The organism is Variovorax paradoxus (assembly GCA_016806145.1).
In the GTDB taxonomy this organism is placed as follows: Bacteria; Pseudomonadota; Gammaproteobacteria; order Burkholderiales; family Burkholderiaceae_C; genus Variovorax.
This window is the reverse complement of the sequence record CP063167.1, coordinates 894230-908152: the sequence shown is the minus strand read 5'-3', so window position 1 is coordinate 908152 and position 13923 is coordinate 894230. Positions and strand designations below refer to the sequence as shown.

General features: G+C 67.4%; 13 protein-coding genes and 1 pseudogene. 9 read left to right on the top strand and 5 right to left on the bottom strand.

Features of this window, described 5'->3' with window-relative positions; all coding sequences use genetic code 11:
- Positions 1–54: 54 nt before the first annotated feature.
- From INQ48_35210 to INQ48_35200, 3 genes are read right to left on the bottom strand one after another with little or no spacing between them, the layout of a single operon-like run.
- Complete coding sequence (locus tag INQ48_35210) at positions 55–720, bottom strand: TetR family transcriptional regulator (GenBank protein QRF62761.1); 666 nt, start codon at positions 718–720, stop codon at positions 55–57.
- Positions 717–1886 (bottom strand): amidase, encoded by a 1170-nt coding sequence (locus tag INQ48_35205; protein ID QRF63086.1) that lies wholly within the window; start codon positions 1884–1886, stop codon positions 717–719. Before INQ48_35205 ends, INQ48_35210 begins: the two co-directional genes overlap by 4 nt.
- A 35-nt stretch (positions 1887–1921) precedes the next feature.
- Positions 1922–2719, bottom strand: coding sequence for a cysteine hydrolase (locus INQ48_35200; protein ID QRF62760.1), 798 nt, complete (start codon positions 2717–2719; stop codon positions 1922–1924).
- Between the two features lie 177 nt (positions 2720–2896).
- Here INQ48_35200 and INQ48_35195 point away from each other — a divergent pair, with 177 nt between their 5' ends.
- Genes INQ48_35195 through INQ48_35180 form a run of 4 tightly spaced genes read left to right on the top strand, consistent with a single transcriptional unit; the run spans position 2897 to position 7516 of the window.
- The gene (locus tag INQ48_35195) at positions 2897–3880 is read left to right on the top strand and encodes a BMP family protein (protein ID QRF62759.1); all 984 of its coding nucleotides are present in this window, start codon (positions 2897–2899) and stop codon (positions 3878–3880) included.
- The gene (locus INQ48_35190) at positions 3880–5514 is read left to right on the top strand and encodes an ABC transporter ATP-binding protein (GenBank protein QRF62758.1); all 1635 of its coding nucleotides are present in this window, start codon (positions 3880–3882) and stop codon (positions 5512–5514) included. Before INQ48_35195 ends, INQ48_35190 begins: the two co-directional genes overlap by 1 nt.
- Positions 5511–6593 carry an ABC transporter permease gene (locus tag INQ48_35185; protein QRF62757.1) on the top strand — a complete coding sequence of 361 codons (1083 nt, stop codon included), beginning with the start codon at positions 5511–5513 and terminating at the stop codon, positions 6591–6593. The genes INQ48_35190 and INQ48_35185 overlap by 4 nt, the downstream gene beginning before the upstream one ends.
- Complete coding sequence (locus tag INQ48_35180) at positions 6590–7516, top strand: ABC transporter permease (protein ID QRF62756.1); 927 nt, start codon at positions 6590–6592, stop codon at positions 7514–7516. The genes INQ48_35185 and INQ48_35180 overlap by 4 nt, the downstream gene beginning before the upstream one ends.
- A gap of 45 nt (positions 7517–7561) precedes the next feature.
- Here INQ48_35180 and INQ48_35175 read toward each other — a convergent pair whose 3' ends face one another.
- On the bottom strand, positions 7562–7912 hold the full coding sequence (locus tag INQ48_35175) for a hypothetical protein (GenBank protein QRF62755.1): 351 nt from the start codon (positions 7910–7912) through the stop codon (positions 7562–7564).
- Between the two features lie 225 nt (positions 7913–8137).
- On the opposite strand from INQ48_35175, the pseudogene INQ48_35170 reads away from it, so the two are divergent.
- A pseudogene (locus INQ48_35170) lies at positions 8138–8753 on the top strand (FAD-dependent monooxygenase).
- A 294-nt stretch (positions 8754–9047) separates the two neighbouring features.
- On the opposite strand, the gene INQ48_35165 reads toward INQ48_35170, so the two are convergent.
- Positions 9048–9461 (bottom strand): hypothetical protein, encoded by a 414-nt coding sequence (locus INQ48_35165; GenBank protein QRF62754.1) that lies wholly within the window; start codon positions 9459–9461, stop codon positions 9048–9050.
- Between the two features lie 203 nt (positions 9462–9664).
- Here INQ48_35165 and INQ48_35160 point away from each other — a divergent pair, with 203 nt between their 5' ends.
- The 4 genes from INQ48_35160 to INQ48_35145 all read left to right on the top strand — a co-directional run bounded on the left by INQ48_35160 (position 9665) and on the right by INQ48_35145 (position 13917).
- Positions 9665–10312, top strand: coding sequence for a TetR/AcrR family transcriptional regulator (locus INQ48_35160; GenBank protein QRF62753.1), 648 nt, complete (start codon positions 9665–9667; stop codon positions 10310–10312).
- A gap of 304 nt (positions 10313–10616) precedes the next feature.
- Positions 10617–11915, top strand: a complete 1299-nt coding sequence (locus INQ48_35155; protein QRF63085.1) for an aminotransferase class III-fold pyridoxal phosphate-dependent enzyme — start codon at positions 10617–10619, stop codon at positions 11913–11915.
- Between the two features lie 50 nt (positions 11916–11965).
- Entirely contained in the window at positions 11966–13537 is a 1572-nt protein-coding gene (locus tag INQ48_35150; GenBank protein ID QRF62752.1) for an ABC transporter substrate-binding protein, read from the top strand.
- A 38-nt stretch (positions 13538–13575) separates the two neighbouring features.
- Positions 13576–13917 (top strand): hypothetical protein, encoded by a 342-nt coding sequence (locus INQ48_35145; GenBank protein ID QRF62751.1) that lies wholly within the window; start codon positions 13576–13578, stop codon positions 13915–13917.
- Positions 13918–13923: the final 6 nt, after the last annotated feature.

Below are 13923 nucleotides of genomic sequence, written 5' to 3'. Positions count from 1 at the left end.
GGCGGGATGGTGCGTGGGCTCAGCGGACATGGAAGCAGTCATGCGGAAGTTCGTTCATGGCGCCTGCGTCAGGAAGGCTGCCACCATCTGGCGGGTCATCTTCTGGTGCGCCTTCTGCCAGGCCGCGGCCTGCAGGTCCTTGTTGAAGATGCGTGACAGCGTGAACGCATGGGCGCGGCCGTAGTACGACAGGCTCACCATCGCCACGTACAGGTGCAGCGCATCGATGCCGCTGCGCACGACGCCTGCCGCCACCCCGCGCACCAGCAGGCGGCGGATCAGCGCGATCACCGGCGATGACATCTCCGGGATCCGGTTCGAGCGCGCGAGGTGCCGCGCCTCGTTGAGGTTCTCGAAGGCCAGCAGCTTGCGCAGCCGCGGGTGCGTCGCGAAGTGGTGGTCCACGAAATCGGCGATGTGCAGCAGGCCGGTCAGCGGCTCCTCGGCCTCCGGGTCCAGCCGGAGTTCTTCGTGCCGCAGGTCGGCCATCACCGCCTCGAGCACGGCGACGTACAGGTCGTCCTTGCTCCCGAAGTAGTGGTACAGCATGCGGATGTTCGTGCCGGCGAGTCGTGCGATGCGTTCGGTGCGCGCGCCGCTGTAGCCCTCGTTCGAGAACTCGTCGATCGCCGCTTCCAGGAGCTTCGCGCGCGTGAGTGTGGCGTCGCGCCGCGCGATCGTCTCCTGGGCCGGTGCCCGCCGTGGGGAAAGTTTGCTCATCGTGTGGATGGGAATGCAGGCGCTAGTGTCGCGGCAAGTTCAAGCAGCCGTTCGTCATTGCCCCTGGCCGAGATGAAGGATGCGTAAGGCGGCAGGCCCTCGGCAGCCGGTAGCGGAAACACCACCTGCGGCAGGCCCGCATGGCCGGCCACCGCGCCGAGCGCCAGTGCGCGCTTGTAGAAGGCCCCGCGCTGAGCCGCATCGGCCCGGCGCGACAGCGCGAAGCAGGGTGCGGCGGGAATCAGCCACGCCTCGTCGGGGCTCATCCTCTGCGCCAGCCGCGCGGCGGCCTGGGCGCGCCAGTCGCTCCAGCGCGTTCCCTGTGCGGCATCGAGCGCCAGCGCCGCCTCGAAGCGCGGCGCGATGGCAGCGCCGAAGCGCGGCCGCTGCCGCCGGATCCACGGGCCGACGTGGGCCTGAATCTCCAGGCCCTGAAGCACGGCATAGGCTTCGAACCAGTCGCGCCAGTCGCTGCCGCCATAGGCGCTGCGCTCGCTGTCGATGCGCATCAGGCGGGCCCACGCGGCCAGCGGCTCGCGCACCGCGGGCTCCGCCAGCGCCAGCGCGTCCGTGGCCACGCACACGCGCAGGGGCGGCGCGGACCGGGCGCTGCCGATGCGGGCTTCGGTGCCGAGCAGCGCATGCCCGGCGCGGCGCAGCAGGTCGGTATCGCGCGCGAACCACCCCACCGTGTCGTAGCTCGGTGCGAAGGGCAGGACCCCGCCGAGCGGGATCCGGCCGTGCGTGGGCCGCATCGCGGCGACCCCGCAGAACGCCGCCGGTACGCGCACCGAGCCGCCCGTGTCCGTGCCCAGCGCCAAGTCGACCTCCGCCCATGCGACCGCGGCGGCGCTGCCGCTGGACGACCCCCCGGGCAGCCGATCGGGGTCGCGCGGATGGCGCGGCGCGCCGTAGTGGGCGTTCTCGCCCTCCAGGCTGAAGGCGAGTTCGTCGCTGATCGTCTTGCCGACGACCCGCGCGCCTGCGCCACGCAGCGCGGCCACGCAGGGCGCGTCGTGCACGGCCGGCGCGTGGCTGGTGGCCCAGTCCGGGTTACCGCCGCCGGTGAGGGCACCTGCGATGTCGATGAGGTCCTTCACGCCCAGGCGCACCCCGTTCAGCGCGCCGACGCCGGTGGCGGGCCGCTCGCAGCGGGGGCCGGGCATCCAGCCGCCCGAGCCGTGCGCGGTCTCCGTGTGCATCAGGCGGGCAGCGCCGCGAGCACGGCGGCCGAGTCGGTCACGAAGCCGAAGCACTTCTTGACGTTCCAGATCGTCGCCTCGGTGCAGAAGTCCGGCGAGCTCGTGGCGCAGCAGTCGCTCAGCATCACGCAGCCGTAGCCCAGGAAGTTGGCGTCGGTGAGCGTGTGCAGCACGCACTGGTCGGTGTTGCAGCCCGCGAAGAGGATGCTGCGCACCCCGAGGTTGCGCAGGATGCTGTCCAGCGGCGTGTCCCAGAAGCCGCTGATGCGGTGCTTGTCGACCAGAAAGTCGCCTTCGTGCGGTGCGAGCTCGTCCACGATGGCCGCGGCCCACGAGTCCTTCTGCAGCACGTGGCCCTTGCCGCCGGGCAGCGGGTCGCCCAGGCCGACGCCCGTGCCGCTGTTCTTGTACAGATGGATCTGGTTGGGCGGCATGTTGGCCAGGTCCGGGCGGTTGCCCCAGTTGACCCAGACGACCGGCACGCCGGCGCGGCGCAGCCCGGGCAGCAGCTTCTGCAGCGGGGCGATCGGCGTGCGGTCCGCCGCATAGTTGCCGCCGATGTGGTCGACCCATCCGCCCTCGGTGCAGAAGTCGTTCTGCAGATCGATGATGACGATGGCCGTGCGGCGCAGGTCGAGCACCACGTTCTGCGGCTGCGCCTGCACCCGGGCGCGCAGCGGCGCGGGCGGCTCCACGGACATATCGACCTCGCGCTCGCTGGCGACCCAGTAGTACTGCTGGCCCAGGCCCAGGGCGCCGTCGGGCCGGGCATCGGGAAGATAAGGGTGGCGTTTCATCAAAGGCTCCGGTGGTGTGCGGGCGAAGGGCGCATCGCCGCAGGCTGGTGCATTCGTTGCGGTCGCCGCACCGATATGCGGCAAAAAGTCGGCGAATTCATTGGCACTGTTATTGCGATGCGTTGTCGGTAAGTAATTGATTAGTTACTTAACCCTCCAACTAGCGAAAGGCATGCCATGCAGATTCCGTATCCCTCCCGCCGCGCCGCCGTCCTCGCAGGCGTCAGCGCCTTCACCGCCCTCGTGCTGAGCCTGCCGGCCTCGGCCGCCGATCCGTTCGCGGTCGGCATCCTCATTCCCGGGTCCAAGTCGGACAAGGGATGGATGGAGTCCGGCTACGACGGCCTCGTGGCCGCGCAGAAGGAGTACGGCGCCAGGATCAAGGTGCAGATGATCGAGAACATCAACTACGCCGACATGGAGCAGGCGCTGACCAACCTGGCCAGCAAGAACGCGCTCGTGATCGGCGTAGGCGGCCAGACGCAGGCCGCCGTGCTCAAGGTGGCCAAGCGCTTCCCCAAGACGCACTTTTCGATCGTCGGCGGCAACAAGGCCGAGGAGACGGCCAACGTGGCCGGCTACGACGTGAAGCAGGCCGAGATCGCCTTCGTCGCGGGCGCCGCCGCCGCGATGCTCTCGAAGAACGGGGCCGTGAGCTACGTGGGCGGCATGGAGATCCCTTCCATCGTCAACGCCGGCAAGGAGTTCGGCAACGGCGCCAGGTACATCAAGCCCGGCATCAAGTACTTCGAGAACTACACCGGCGACTTCGACAACGTGGCCAAGGCCAAGGAAGCCACGCTGGCGGCCATCGCGCAGGGCGCCGACGTGCACTATCACATCCTGAACCTCGGCCTGCGCGGCATGGAGCAGGCGGCAAAGGAGAAGGGTACGAAGATCATCGGCAGTTACACCAACCGCTGCGGCACCGATCCGCTCTATCCCGCCTACAGCATCACCGGCGTCGGCTATCAGGTGCAGTACGCCATCAAGGAGGCCGTCGGCGGTACCTGGAAGGCTGGCTACAAGCCCTTCGGACTGGCCATGGGGCCGAACGCATCGGACATGGTCATCTGCGGGGCGACCGACGAACAGAAGGCCAAGCTCGAGCAGATCAAGAAGGACATCCTGTCTGGCAAGATCAAGGTGCTGGAGGGCTGATGCGCGAGCGCCACGCCATCGGCCTCGGTGACGGCATCAGCGGCGGCGGCCCGGGGTTCGCCGCAACGCCAGCCGCCGCGCCGCTGCTGCAGCTGGAGGGGCTGTCCAAGCGCTTCGGCGCGCTGCAGGCGCTGCAGGACGTCTCGCTGGCGCTCCATCCCGGCGAAGTCCACTGCCTGCTGGGCGAGAACGGCGCCGGCAAGTCCACGCTATGCAATCTCGTCTTCGGCGTGCACGCCGCGGACGCGGGCCAGATGACGCTGGCCGGCGGGGCGTTTCGCCCGCGCTCGCCGGCGGATGCCCTTTCGCACGGCATCGCGATGGTCCACCAGCACTTCAGCCTCGTGCCCGACATGACGGTGCTCGACAACCTGCTGCTCGGCCAGGTGCGCGGCGTCCTCGACCGCAAGGCCGGCGCGGCGCGTATCGCCGCGATGCGGGAGCGCTACGGGCTCGCGCTCGATCCGCATGCGAAGGTGCAGGACCTGTCGGTGGGCGAGCGCCAGCGCGTGGAGATCGTGAAGTGCCTGGTGCGCGAGCCGCGCCTGCTGGTGCTCGACGAACCCACCGCCGTGTTGCTGCCGCAGGAGATCGAGGCATTGCTCTCGGTGTGTACGCGCGTGGCGCAGCAGGGCTGCGGCGTGGTGCTGGTCACCCACAAGCTGGCCGAGATCCAGCGCGTTGCGCGGTGTGCGACCGTCCTGCGCGGCGGCCGCGTGGTGGCGCGCTCGGACGCGCCCGCACAGGATATCGACGCGCTGGTGCGCGCGATGATCCAGCGCGACCTGCAGGCGCCTGCCGCTGCGCCGGTACGGGCGTCTCGTGCGTCCCGGCCGGCACCGGGCAGCCCGACGCGCGAGGCAGCGCTGCTGGCCGACGGCCTCACCGTGCGCGACGTCGATGGCGTGGTGCGCCTGGACAACTTCACCCTGGTGGTGGAGCCGGGCGAGATCGTGGCCATCGCCGGCGTCGAGGGCAATGGCCAGAGCGAGCTGGGCGCGGTGCTTTCGGGAATGCTGCGTCCCACCGAGGGGCGCTATTTCGTCTGCGGCGAGGACATGACGCGCGCCACGCCGCGCCAGCTCAGCGCCGCGGGCTGCGGCGTGGTGCCCGAAGACCGGCATGCGCTGGCCTGCGTGACAGGCATGAACGTCGCAGAGAACATCATGCTCGACCGCCTGGACCGGTTCCGGCGCTTCGGCCTCCTCGACCGCGCGGCTATGCGCCGCGAGGCACTCGACCTCATGCAGCGCTATGACGTGCGCGCCGCCAGTCCCGACGTGCCGTTCGGAGGCCTTTCGGGCGGCAACCAGCAGAAGGCGGTGCTCGCGCGCGAGCTCACGCTCGAGGGCCTGCGCTTCCTGCTGGCGGCGCAGCCCACGCGCGGCCTGGATGTCGGCGCGGTCGAGGCCGTCTACGGCCACATCCGGGCCGCCGCGGACCGCGGGGTCGGCGTGCTGCTCATCTCGTCGGAGCTCGACGAACTGCTGAGCGTCGCCGACCGCGTGCTGGTGCTCTACCGGGGCCGGGTGATGGGCACATGCCCCACGGCGGGCGCGGACCGCGCGCGCATCGGTGCCTGGATGGCCGGGCACCGTGACAAGGAAGATGTTGCAAAGGAGGTCGCCCCATGAGCGGTCCTGTACTTGCCTGGTCGCGGCTTAGGCCGACCCCTGCGCTGCAGGTCTCGGCAGCCGCGGTGCTGCTGGCCTTTGGCGTCGGTGCCTTGCTGATCGCCGCGCTCGGCGTGCCCGTGGGCGATGCGGTCGCCGCGTTCGCGGACGGCGCCTGGGGCTCGTCCTATGCGCTGGCTGCCTCTATCAACCGTGCGCTGGTGCTCATGCTGGTCGGCCTGGGTTTCATCCTGGCCGAGCGCGCGAACCTCACGAACGTGGGCGGAGAAGGGCAGATTGCCGTCGGCGGCATCACGGCCACGGCGCTCGCGCTGTGGCCACCAGTGGCGCAGCTGCCGTGGGGGCTGGCCTTCATCGTTCCGATGCTCGGCGCCTGCGCGGCGGGCGCGTTCTGGGGCGGCATCGCCGGCGTCCTGCGCGTCAAGATGGGCACCAACGAGGTCATCGCGACCTTGCTGCTTTCCTTCATCGCCATCTGGATGGTGTACGGCAGCGTGCAGTCCGAGCACCTGCTGCGCCGGCCGATGACGAGCAGCGCGACGCTGCCCGAGTCGCTGGAGATTCCGGTGGCGACCCAGCTGCCGCTACTCACCGGCGATGCGGGTACGCCGCTGCACGTCGGCCTGCTGATCGGGGTGGTGCTGGCGGTGGCGGTGGCGCTGCTGCTCAACCGCACGGTGACGGGACTGCAGCTTCGCGCCACCGGCCTGAACCCGCGCGCGGCCCGCCGCGCCGGCATGCCCATCGACCGCCTCGCCATCGGCGCGCTCTGCGCAGCCGGCGCCTTCGGTGGACTTGCCGGCGCCTTCATGCTGCAGGGCGAGCAGTACACGCTCAAGGCCGGTTTCTCGTCGGGCTACGGCTTCGACGGCCTGGTGGTGGGCCTGCTCGCACGCGGTAGCGCGACCGGCGTGGTTGCGGGCTCGCTGCTCTTCGGCTTCCTGCGTTCGGGCGGGATCAACATGGAAATGGTGGCGCAAGTGCCCACCGCCCTGGTCGTGGTGATCCAGGGTCTCATCATCGTGACGCTCGCCGGGGCAGCCATCGGCATCCAGCGCATGGAGGCGCGACGCAAATGATCGATCCCGAACTGGCCGCCGTCTTCGTCGGCTCGAGCATCCGGCTCGCCGCGCCGCTGCTGCTCGCCGCCACCGGCGAGCTCGTGAGCGAACGGGCCGGCGTGCTCAACATGAGCGTGGAGGGCCTCATGCTGGCCGGCGCCTTCGCAGGCGCCACCGCCTCGTGGGCCACCGGCTCGCCGTTGCTCGGCCTGCTCTGCGGCGTGCTGTGCGTGCTGCCCATCGCGTGGCTCCAGGCCTTTCTGAGCATCACGCTGCGCGCCAACCAGATCGTCACCGGCATCGGCATCAACATCCTGGTGCTCGGCGCGACCACCCTGGGTTACCGGGCGATCTTCGGCAGCCGCTCGCGCGCCGAGATCCCGGGCCTGGACAAGTGGGCGCCACCCGGCCTGTCGGAGATCCCGCACCTGGGCGAGCAGGTCTTCCGGCAGGCATGGCTGCTCTATGCCGCCATCGTGCTGATCGTGTTGGTGGGCTGGGTGATGCGCGCCACTGCGCTCGGCCTGGCGATCCATGCTGCGGGCACGTCGCCGCAGGCGGCGAGCCATTCGGGGTTGAAGGTGAGCCGCATCCGGTACGGCGCTGTGCTATTCACCGGCTTCACGTCCGCGTTGGCGGGCTGCTTCCTGTCGATCGGTGACATCCACACCTTCACGGAAGGCATGACCGGCGGCGCCGGCTACCTGGCGATCGCGGCGGTGATCTTCGGCAACTGGCGCCTTGGCCGGACCGTGATGGCCTGCTGTCTCTTCGGAGCCGCCACTGCGCTGCAGTTCCAGCTTCCTGCGATGGGCATCGAGGTGCCCAGCGCCTTGCTGATCGCCTTGCCCTACGTGCTCGCGCTGCTGGCGGTGGGCGGGCTGGTCGGTCGACAGGTCGCGCCCGCAGCGCTCACGAAGCCATTGCCCGCGCAGGGCTGAAGCGCAGGTGCGGAGGAGGCGGCCCTGCACGCGAGGCCGCCGACCTCAGTCGCGATTCTCGTAGTAGCGGTGGTACTGCTCGCGCTCCCACTGGCGGCGGCGCCATTCGCGACGCTCGGCACGGCGCTCTTCCCAGCGTTCGGCGCGACGTTCCTCCCAGCGCGCGGCCGGCTCGTAGTAGACGGGCGGCGGAACGGAGTAGACCGGGCGCGGAGCCTGGTAGTAGGTCGGCGCCGGATAGGTGTAGACGGGGGCCGGCTCGTTCACGACCACGCCGGGGACGTTGATGCCGACGGACCAGCTGGTGTCGGCGTTGGCCGTTGCGGCGACGGTCAGGGCGCCAGCGGCAACGAGGCCTGCGGCGGCAAGCTTGAAGACGGTTCGCGAGAGAATCATTTGTTTCAACTCCAGAGGGCGGGAATCGCCGTGATGCGCTTCCAACGGACGGCGACCCGATACTGCGCACATCGCGACGGTGAAGAACGTTCCCAAATGTCACTGCGCCGCGCGGCCTGCTGCGGCGTTTGCGATCCTTCGCGCATGTCGGGCAACGATTGCCCGTTACCTCCCATCCACTTGTGAGCAAATGAGAAGGATTCACGGACGAAAGAACATGCAGTCATGATCGCTGGCGCGGGGCCGACGGGCCTGGCGCTCGCCGGCGAACTGGCACTGGCAGGCGTCGACGTCTCCATCGTCGAGCGCAGCCCGGACCAGGCGCTTGCCGGCTCGCGCGCCGGCGGCCTGGGCTCGCGCACGCTCGAGGTTCTGGACCAGCGCGGCATCTTCGAGCGGTTCCTCGCGCAGGGGCAGAAGGCTTAGGTCACGGGGTTCGGGGTCACCTGACTCGACATCAGCGACTTTCCGACCCGGCACAATTTCGGACTGGGGCTGCGGCAGAAGCACATCGAGCGCATCTATGCCCGCATGGATCGACGAGCTCGCGGTGGCGATCTACAGGTGGCGCGACCTGGCGGGCTTCGTGCAGGACGAGGCGGGCGTCACCGTCGAGCTTTCCGGGGGGAAGCGTTGCGCGCCGCGTATCTCGTCGGCTGCGACGGCGGCCGCAGCCTCGTGCGCAAGACGGCCAGCACCGCGTTTCCGGGATGGGAGGCAACGACCAGGAGCATCGTCGCCGAGGCGGAGATGACCGAGGAGCCGCCGCTTGGCGTGCATCGCACGGCCCGCGGCATCCATGCTTTTCAGCGGGGAGCAGTACGAGATCCGCGACGGCAAGAGGCAGTCGACCGCTCTTCTCCATGATCGCTGGATCGGCCGCCAAGCCGACCATAGCCCGCCCAGCGAACTCGGAGGACTCCCCGCTTTCCATGATCCGCTTGGCCAGTGGTGCAGGGACCCGGTCCGGCTGAGCGAGGAACTTCTCGCTCTTGATAAAACCCGGCCAGTTCGACGCGCCAGCCTCGAGCGTGCGCCCGGTCGCATAGACCAACGCCCCCCGCTTCACCGAGCGCCAGCGCGACGCCCTTGCCGACGCCTCGCGTTGCGCCCGTCACCACGGCCACTAGGCCCCTCAAGCGGCCTGTTGCGATTCAGCATGCTTCATTTCTCCTTCATGTCGATGGGATTCTGGGGTGACGGCCCGACAACATGCCCTGGCCCAGGGGCTCCAGGCCTCGAACGGACTCGCGAAGCTGTGGCTTTCATGGCCAAACAGCAGCCCGGCCGCGCTCTGGATGATGATCATCAGTGCCACGAAGACCGTCACGATCGAAAGCAACGGCGCGTTATGCAGCGGCCGCAAGGCGACGCGTTCGATCAGGGCGCCGGCAGCGAAACCGAAAGCAATGGCTGCAATGCCTGCGACCCAGTACGGCACGCTGGCCTCGAGCAACGACCAGGCGATATAGGTGGAGAACATCGCCATCTCGCCTTGCCCGAAGTTCACGTGATGGGTCGCGCGATAGATCATGACCAGCGCCAGCATGGCGTAGATGCACTCGTTCACAAAACCGATGATGGCTGCGCAGAGCAGTTGATTGAATGCAGACCTTGGGGCGCATGCATTTGTATGGAGTTTGTGCCCCGTGTGGGTTGGCCGTGGTGGATGTGAAGGGCTCAGGGTGCGAGGGGCGCTAGGATCGCTCTCATCCGGAAGCGAGAACGCTTCTGCACCAGTCCGAGGACCCCATGAGTTCCGAACCCGTCGCCCGGCCGCGCAGCGGCCCCCGCAATCCCGTGCGAAAGCACGCCCAGGAGCGTTTCGACGCGTTGCTCGACGCAACGGAAAAGTTGCTGGCCGACAACCAGAACGAAGAGATCAGCTTGGCGCAGATCGCGGAGATCGCAGGTGTTCCTCTGGCCTCGGTCTACCACTTCTTCCCCAATCGCAACGCTGCCTTCGTGGCCTTGGCCCAGCGCTTCCATGCCGAGCTGTGGCGCTTGGCCGCCCAGCCGCACGATCCGATTCCGGAAACCTGGCAGGAGATGGTGGAGCGCAACCAGCGGCGCTCGTCGTCTTACTTGAATGCACATCCAGCTGCCTTGCGCTTGTTCATGGGAGCGGGAGTGAGCGTGCAGGTGCGCAACCTCGACATGCACGGCAACACGGTGCTCACGCGCATGCGTGCGGATCAGTTCCTGCGGTACTTCGAGACGCCCCGGATCCCGGACTTTGAGAGGCGCCTGGCCGTCGCTCTTGCGATCTCCGACGGCGTCTGGGCGCTGTCATACAGCGCCCATGGGCGCATCACGGACGAGTACATCACCGAGTCGGTGCGTGCCGCGGTGGTCTACCTGCGTTGCTTCATGCCCGAGGTAATGGAACCCCGACGCTGAGAGGTCGGGGCCTCGGCCGTGTCCTGGCCATGCGGGTTTTCCGCGTTCATAGTCGAATAATCTTTAAATAGTATTCGTCTTGGCACTGACCTTGCATCAGTGTCGTTGTCGCCTGGGCGCTACCCGCAAGTGGGACGCTTGGGTGCCTGAAATTCGCTGCGATGCACCATTTTGAACAGAAGCCCGTGAGGGCAAAATTTTGTTGAAGTCGAATTTTCTATCAATTAATATCGAGTAAGGCGTGACGCTGGATGGCGTTTCGTTGCCGATCATCGACATCAACACCACCAAAGGACGGTCTCCCATGTGGACGAATACCCAGGACAAGGCGCTTCAAGCGCGCGCACAGCGCGTCATGCCAGGCGGCATGTACGGCCATGAATCGACGCGGCTGCTGCCGGCAGACTTCCCCCAGTTTTTCCAGCGCGCGCAGGGCACGCGGTTGTGGGACGTAGACGGCAACGAATACATCGACTACATGTGCGCATTCGGCCCCAACCTACTGGGTTACGGGCATGACAAGGTCGAGGCGGCCGCACGCGCGCAGGCGCAGCGTGGCGACACGATGACGGGGCCGACCGACGCGATGGTGCGTCTGGCTGAGTTGTTCGTCGATATGGTGAGCCATGCCGACTGGGCGATGTTCTGCAAGAACGGCACGGATGCCACGGCCATGGCATTGGTGTGTGCACGGGCCTATCGCCAGCGCCGCAAGGTGTTGCTCGCACAGGGCGCCTACCACGGCGCGGCGCCGTGGTGCATGCCGCAAGCCGTGGGCAGCACGCCCGAAGACCGCGCGCACATCATCCCGTTTCGCTACAACGATCTTGCCAGCCTGGCGGCGGCCGTTGAACTCGCCGGCGACGATCTTGCGGGCATCTTCGCCACGCCGTTTCGACATGAGGCCTTCAGCGACCAATACTTGCCGGGCGCCGACTATGCACGAGAGGTGCGGCGCGCGTGCGACGAGCGCGATGCACTGCTGGTCGTGGACGACGTGCGCGCAGGTTTTCGCATGGCGCGCGACTGCAGTTGGTCCGCGCTTGGCGTACAGCCCGACCTGAGCACCTGGGGCAAGTGCATTGCCAACGGGCATCCGATCTCGGCCATGCTGGGGTCGGACAAGGCGCGCGACGCAGCCAAGAGCATCTACGTGACCGGCTCCTTCTGGTTCTCGGCCGTTCCCATGGAAGCGGCGATCGCCACGCTGCAACTGATCCGCGACACCGACTACCTCGAGCGCATCGCGCAGACGGGCCAACTCCTGCGTGATGGCCTGCACGCGCAGGCCGCCAGCCACGGCTTTGCGCTGCGCCAGACCGGCCCCGTACAGATGCCCCAGATCTTCTTCGAAGACGACGCGGACATGCGTGTGGGATATGCATGGACCGCGGCTGCCGTGCGCCGCGGTGTCTATCTGCACCCGTACCACAACATGTTCATCAATGCGGCGCTCACGCCCGACGATGTGGACCGAACCCTCGAGCGCACGGACGACGCCTTCGCTGAACTGCGTCGCAGCCACGCTGCGCTGCCACCGCAAAACGATGCACGCGTGATGGAGCGCCTGCGCCGCGCCGCACTCGCGACCGAGCCCGCCTGAGTCACTGCTTCCCAAACCTTCGACCCCCCTCATCGCTCCTGGAGATTCGCATGAAACGCAGAGATGTCCTCAAGGCCGGCGCCGCCGGTGCACTGATGCCGGGCTTCGCCATCGGCCAGCAAGCCAAGGTGATCAAGTTCGTCCCTCAGGCCGATCTCGCGCTGCTCGATCCGGTGCAGACCACGGGCCTTGTCACGCGCAATCACGCAATGATGGTCTTCGACACGCTCTACGGCATGGACAACCAGTTCCAGCCGCAGCCGCAGATGGTCGGAGGGCACCAGGTCGGCGATGACGGCAAGACCTGGACGCTCACGCTGCGCGACAAGCTCGTGTTTCATGACGGAACGCCGGTCCTCGCGCGTGATGCCGTTGCCAGCATCGAGCGATGGGCCAAGGTCGACGTACTCGGGCAACTGATGCGCGCGCAGCTCGACGAACTCAGCGCGCCGAGCGACAAAACTCTACGCTTCCGCTTCAAGAAGCCGTTTCCTCTGCTGCCGCTTGCGCTGAGCAAGACCAGCGGCATGTGTCCGATCATGCCGGCGCGACTGGCGGCCACCGAGCCCTCGGTGCAGGTGACCGAGATGGTGGGCAGTGGGCCTTTCCGCTTCGTGTCCGGTGAGCGAGTGCCGGGATCGCGCGTGGTGTATCAGAAGTTCACGGGCTACGTGCCGCGGGAAGGGGCACCCGCCTTCACCTCGGGTGCGAAGATCGCCTACGTCGATCGCGTCGAGTGGCACACCATCCCCGATGCCGCCACCGCCGCGGCGGCGCTGCAGTCTGGCGAAGTGGATTGGTGGGAACAGCCGATTCCCGACCTGATCCCGGTGTTGCGTGGCCACAAGGACATCAATGTGCAGGTCCATGACAAGGCCGGCTCCATGGCGATGATCCGCTTCAACCAGCTCAACGCACCGTTCGACAAGCCCGCAGTGCGACGCGCGCTGCTCGCTGGCATCACGCAGTCGGACTACATGATGGCTGCGATGGGCGAGGACAAGCTGCGCTGGCGCGACAACGTGGGCTTTTTCCTGCCCGGCACCCCCTATGCCAATGACGGCGGCATGGCGTCGCTCACGAGCGCAAGAAGCTTGGACAAGGTGAAGAAGGATCTCGCGGCCGCCGGTTACAAGGGCGAAAAGGTGGTCATGTTGGTGCCAACCGATTTTGCGGTGCTCAATGCCATGAGCGAAGTAGCGGGCGACTTCTTCAAACGTGTGGGCATCAACCTCGACTACCAGTCGCTCGACTGGGGCACGGTGCTGCAGCGCCTGGCATCGAAGCAGCCAATCGACAAAGGTGGTTGGAGCCTCTTCTGTAACTTCGTGCCGGGCATCATCACCACAAGCCCGCCGCTGCACACCTACATGCGAGGGGTTGGGGCAAAGGGCACCTTCGGCTGGCCTGAGAGCGCCAAGCACGAGGCATTGCTCGATTCCTTTTTCAGTGCCGCGGCGCTGCCGGAACAGCAGCGGTTGGCCCGAGAGATGCAACTGCAGGCCTTCCAGGATGTGCCCTACATCCCGACGGGACTGATGCTGCAGCCAGCTGCCTACCGTAAGAGCCTGAGCGGCATGCTCGATGGCTCGCCGCTGTTTCACAACATCAAGAAGGCCTGATCGAGACGTTCCTTCGCCATCACGAAAGTGGCCCGTTCATGCTCACCACAGACGCATCCCAGGCACGTTATCTCATCGATCCCAAGCGCCTTGACCTGGCGCGAGAGTTCCGCCGCACCCCTCGCGGGCACTACAGCCTGGAGTTGCAACAGGTGCTCTACCGCATGCGTTGGTCCGGGGCAGGGCTGCGACACGTGCTGCTCGTGCTGGAGCCGGGCCGGCGCTGGATGTTGGCGCAACTGCCCGCGCGGCGCGGCGAGCCGTTAAAGACCTTCCCCGCGCAGGTGTTCACCAGCATCGCGGATGCGGAATGGGCGGTGTTCTGCCTGCGCTGGGAATTGCTCACCGGTGAATCGATCTCGAACCTGAACCTCGACTGAGGCCCC

Bases quoted from the DNA above. Each gene is read 5' to 3' on its own strand.
- INQ48_35160 (QRF62753.1), top strand. From the start codon at position 9,665: ATGAGTTCCGAACCCGTCGCCCGGCCGCGCAGCGGCCCCCGCAATCCC.
- INQ48_35150 (QRF62752.1), top strand. From the start codon at position 11,966: ATGAAACGCAGAGATGTCCTCAAGGCCGGCGCCGCCGGTGCACTGATG.
- INQ48_35165 (QRF62754.1), bottom strand. From the start codon at position 9,461: ATGCTGGCGCTGGTCATGATCTATCGCGCGACCCATCACGTGAACTTC.
- INQ48_35185 (QRF62757.1), top strand. From the start codon at position 5,511: ATGAGCGGTCCTGTACTTGCCTGGTCGCGGCTTAGGCCGACCCCTGCG.
- INQ48_35195 (QRF62759.1), top strand. From the start codon at position 2,897: ATGCAGATTCCGTATCCCTCCCGCCGCGCCGCCGTCCTCGCAGGCGTC.
- INQ48_35175 (QRF62755.1), bottom strand. From the start codon at position 7,912: ATGATTCTCTCGCGAACCGTCTTCAAGCTTGCCGCCGCAGGCCTCGTT.
- INQ48_35155 (QRF63085.1), top strand. From the start codon at position 10,617: ATGTGGACGAATACCCAGGACAAGGCGCTTCAAGCGCGCGCACAGCGC.
- INQ48_35210 (QRF62761.1), bottom strand. From the start codon at position 720: ATGAGCAAACTTTCCCCACGGCGGGCACCGGCCCAGGAGACGATCGCG.
- INQ48_35205 (QRF63086.1), bottom strand. From the start codon at position 1,886: ATGCCCGGCCCCCGCTGCGAGCGGCCCGCCACCGGCGTCGGCGCGCTG.
- INQ48_35190 (QRF62758.1), top strand. From the start codon at position 3,880: ATGCGCGAGCGCCACGCCATCGGCCTCGGTGACGGCATCAGCGGCGGC.
- INQ48_35180 (QRF62756.1), top strand. From the start codon at position 6,590: ATGATCGATCCCGAACTGGCCGCCGTCTTCGTCGGCTCGAGCATCCGG.
- INQ48_35200 (QRF62760.1), bottom strand. From the start codon at position 2,719: ATGAAACGCCACCCTTATCTTCCCGATGCCCGGCCCGACGGCGCCCTG.
- INQ48_35145 (QRF62751.1), top strand. From the start codon at position 13,576: ATGCTCACCACAGACGCATCCCAGGCACGTTATCTCATCGATCCCAAG.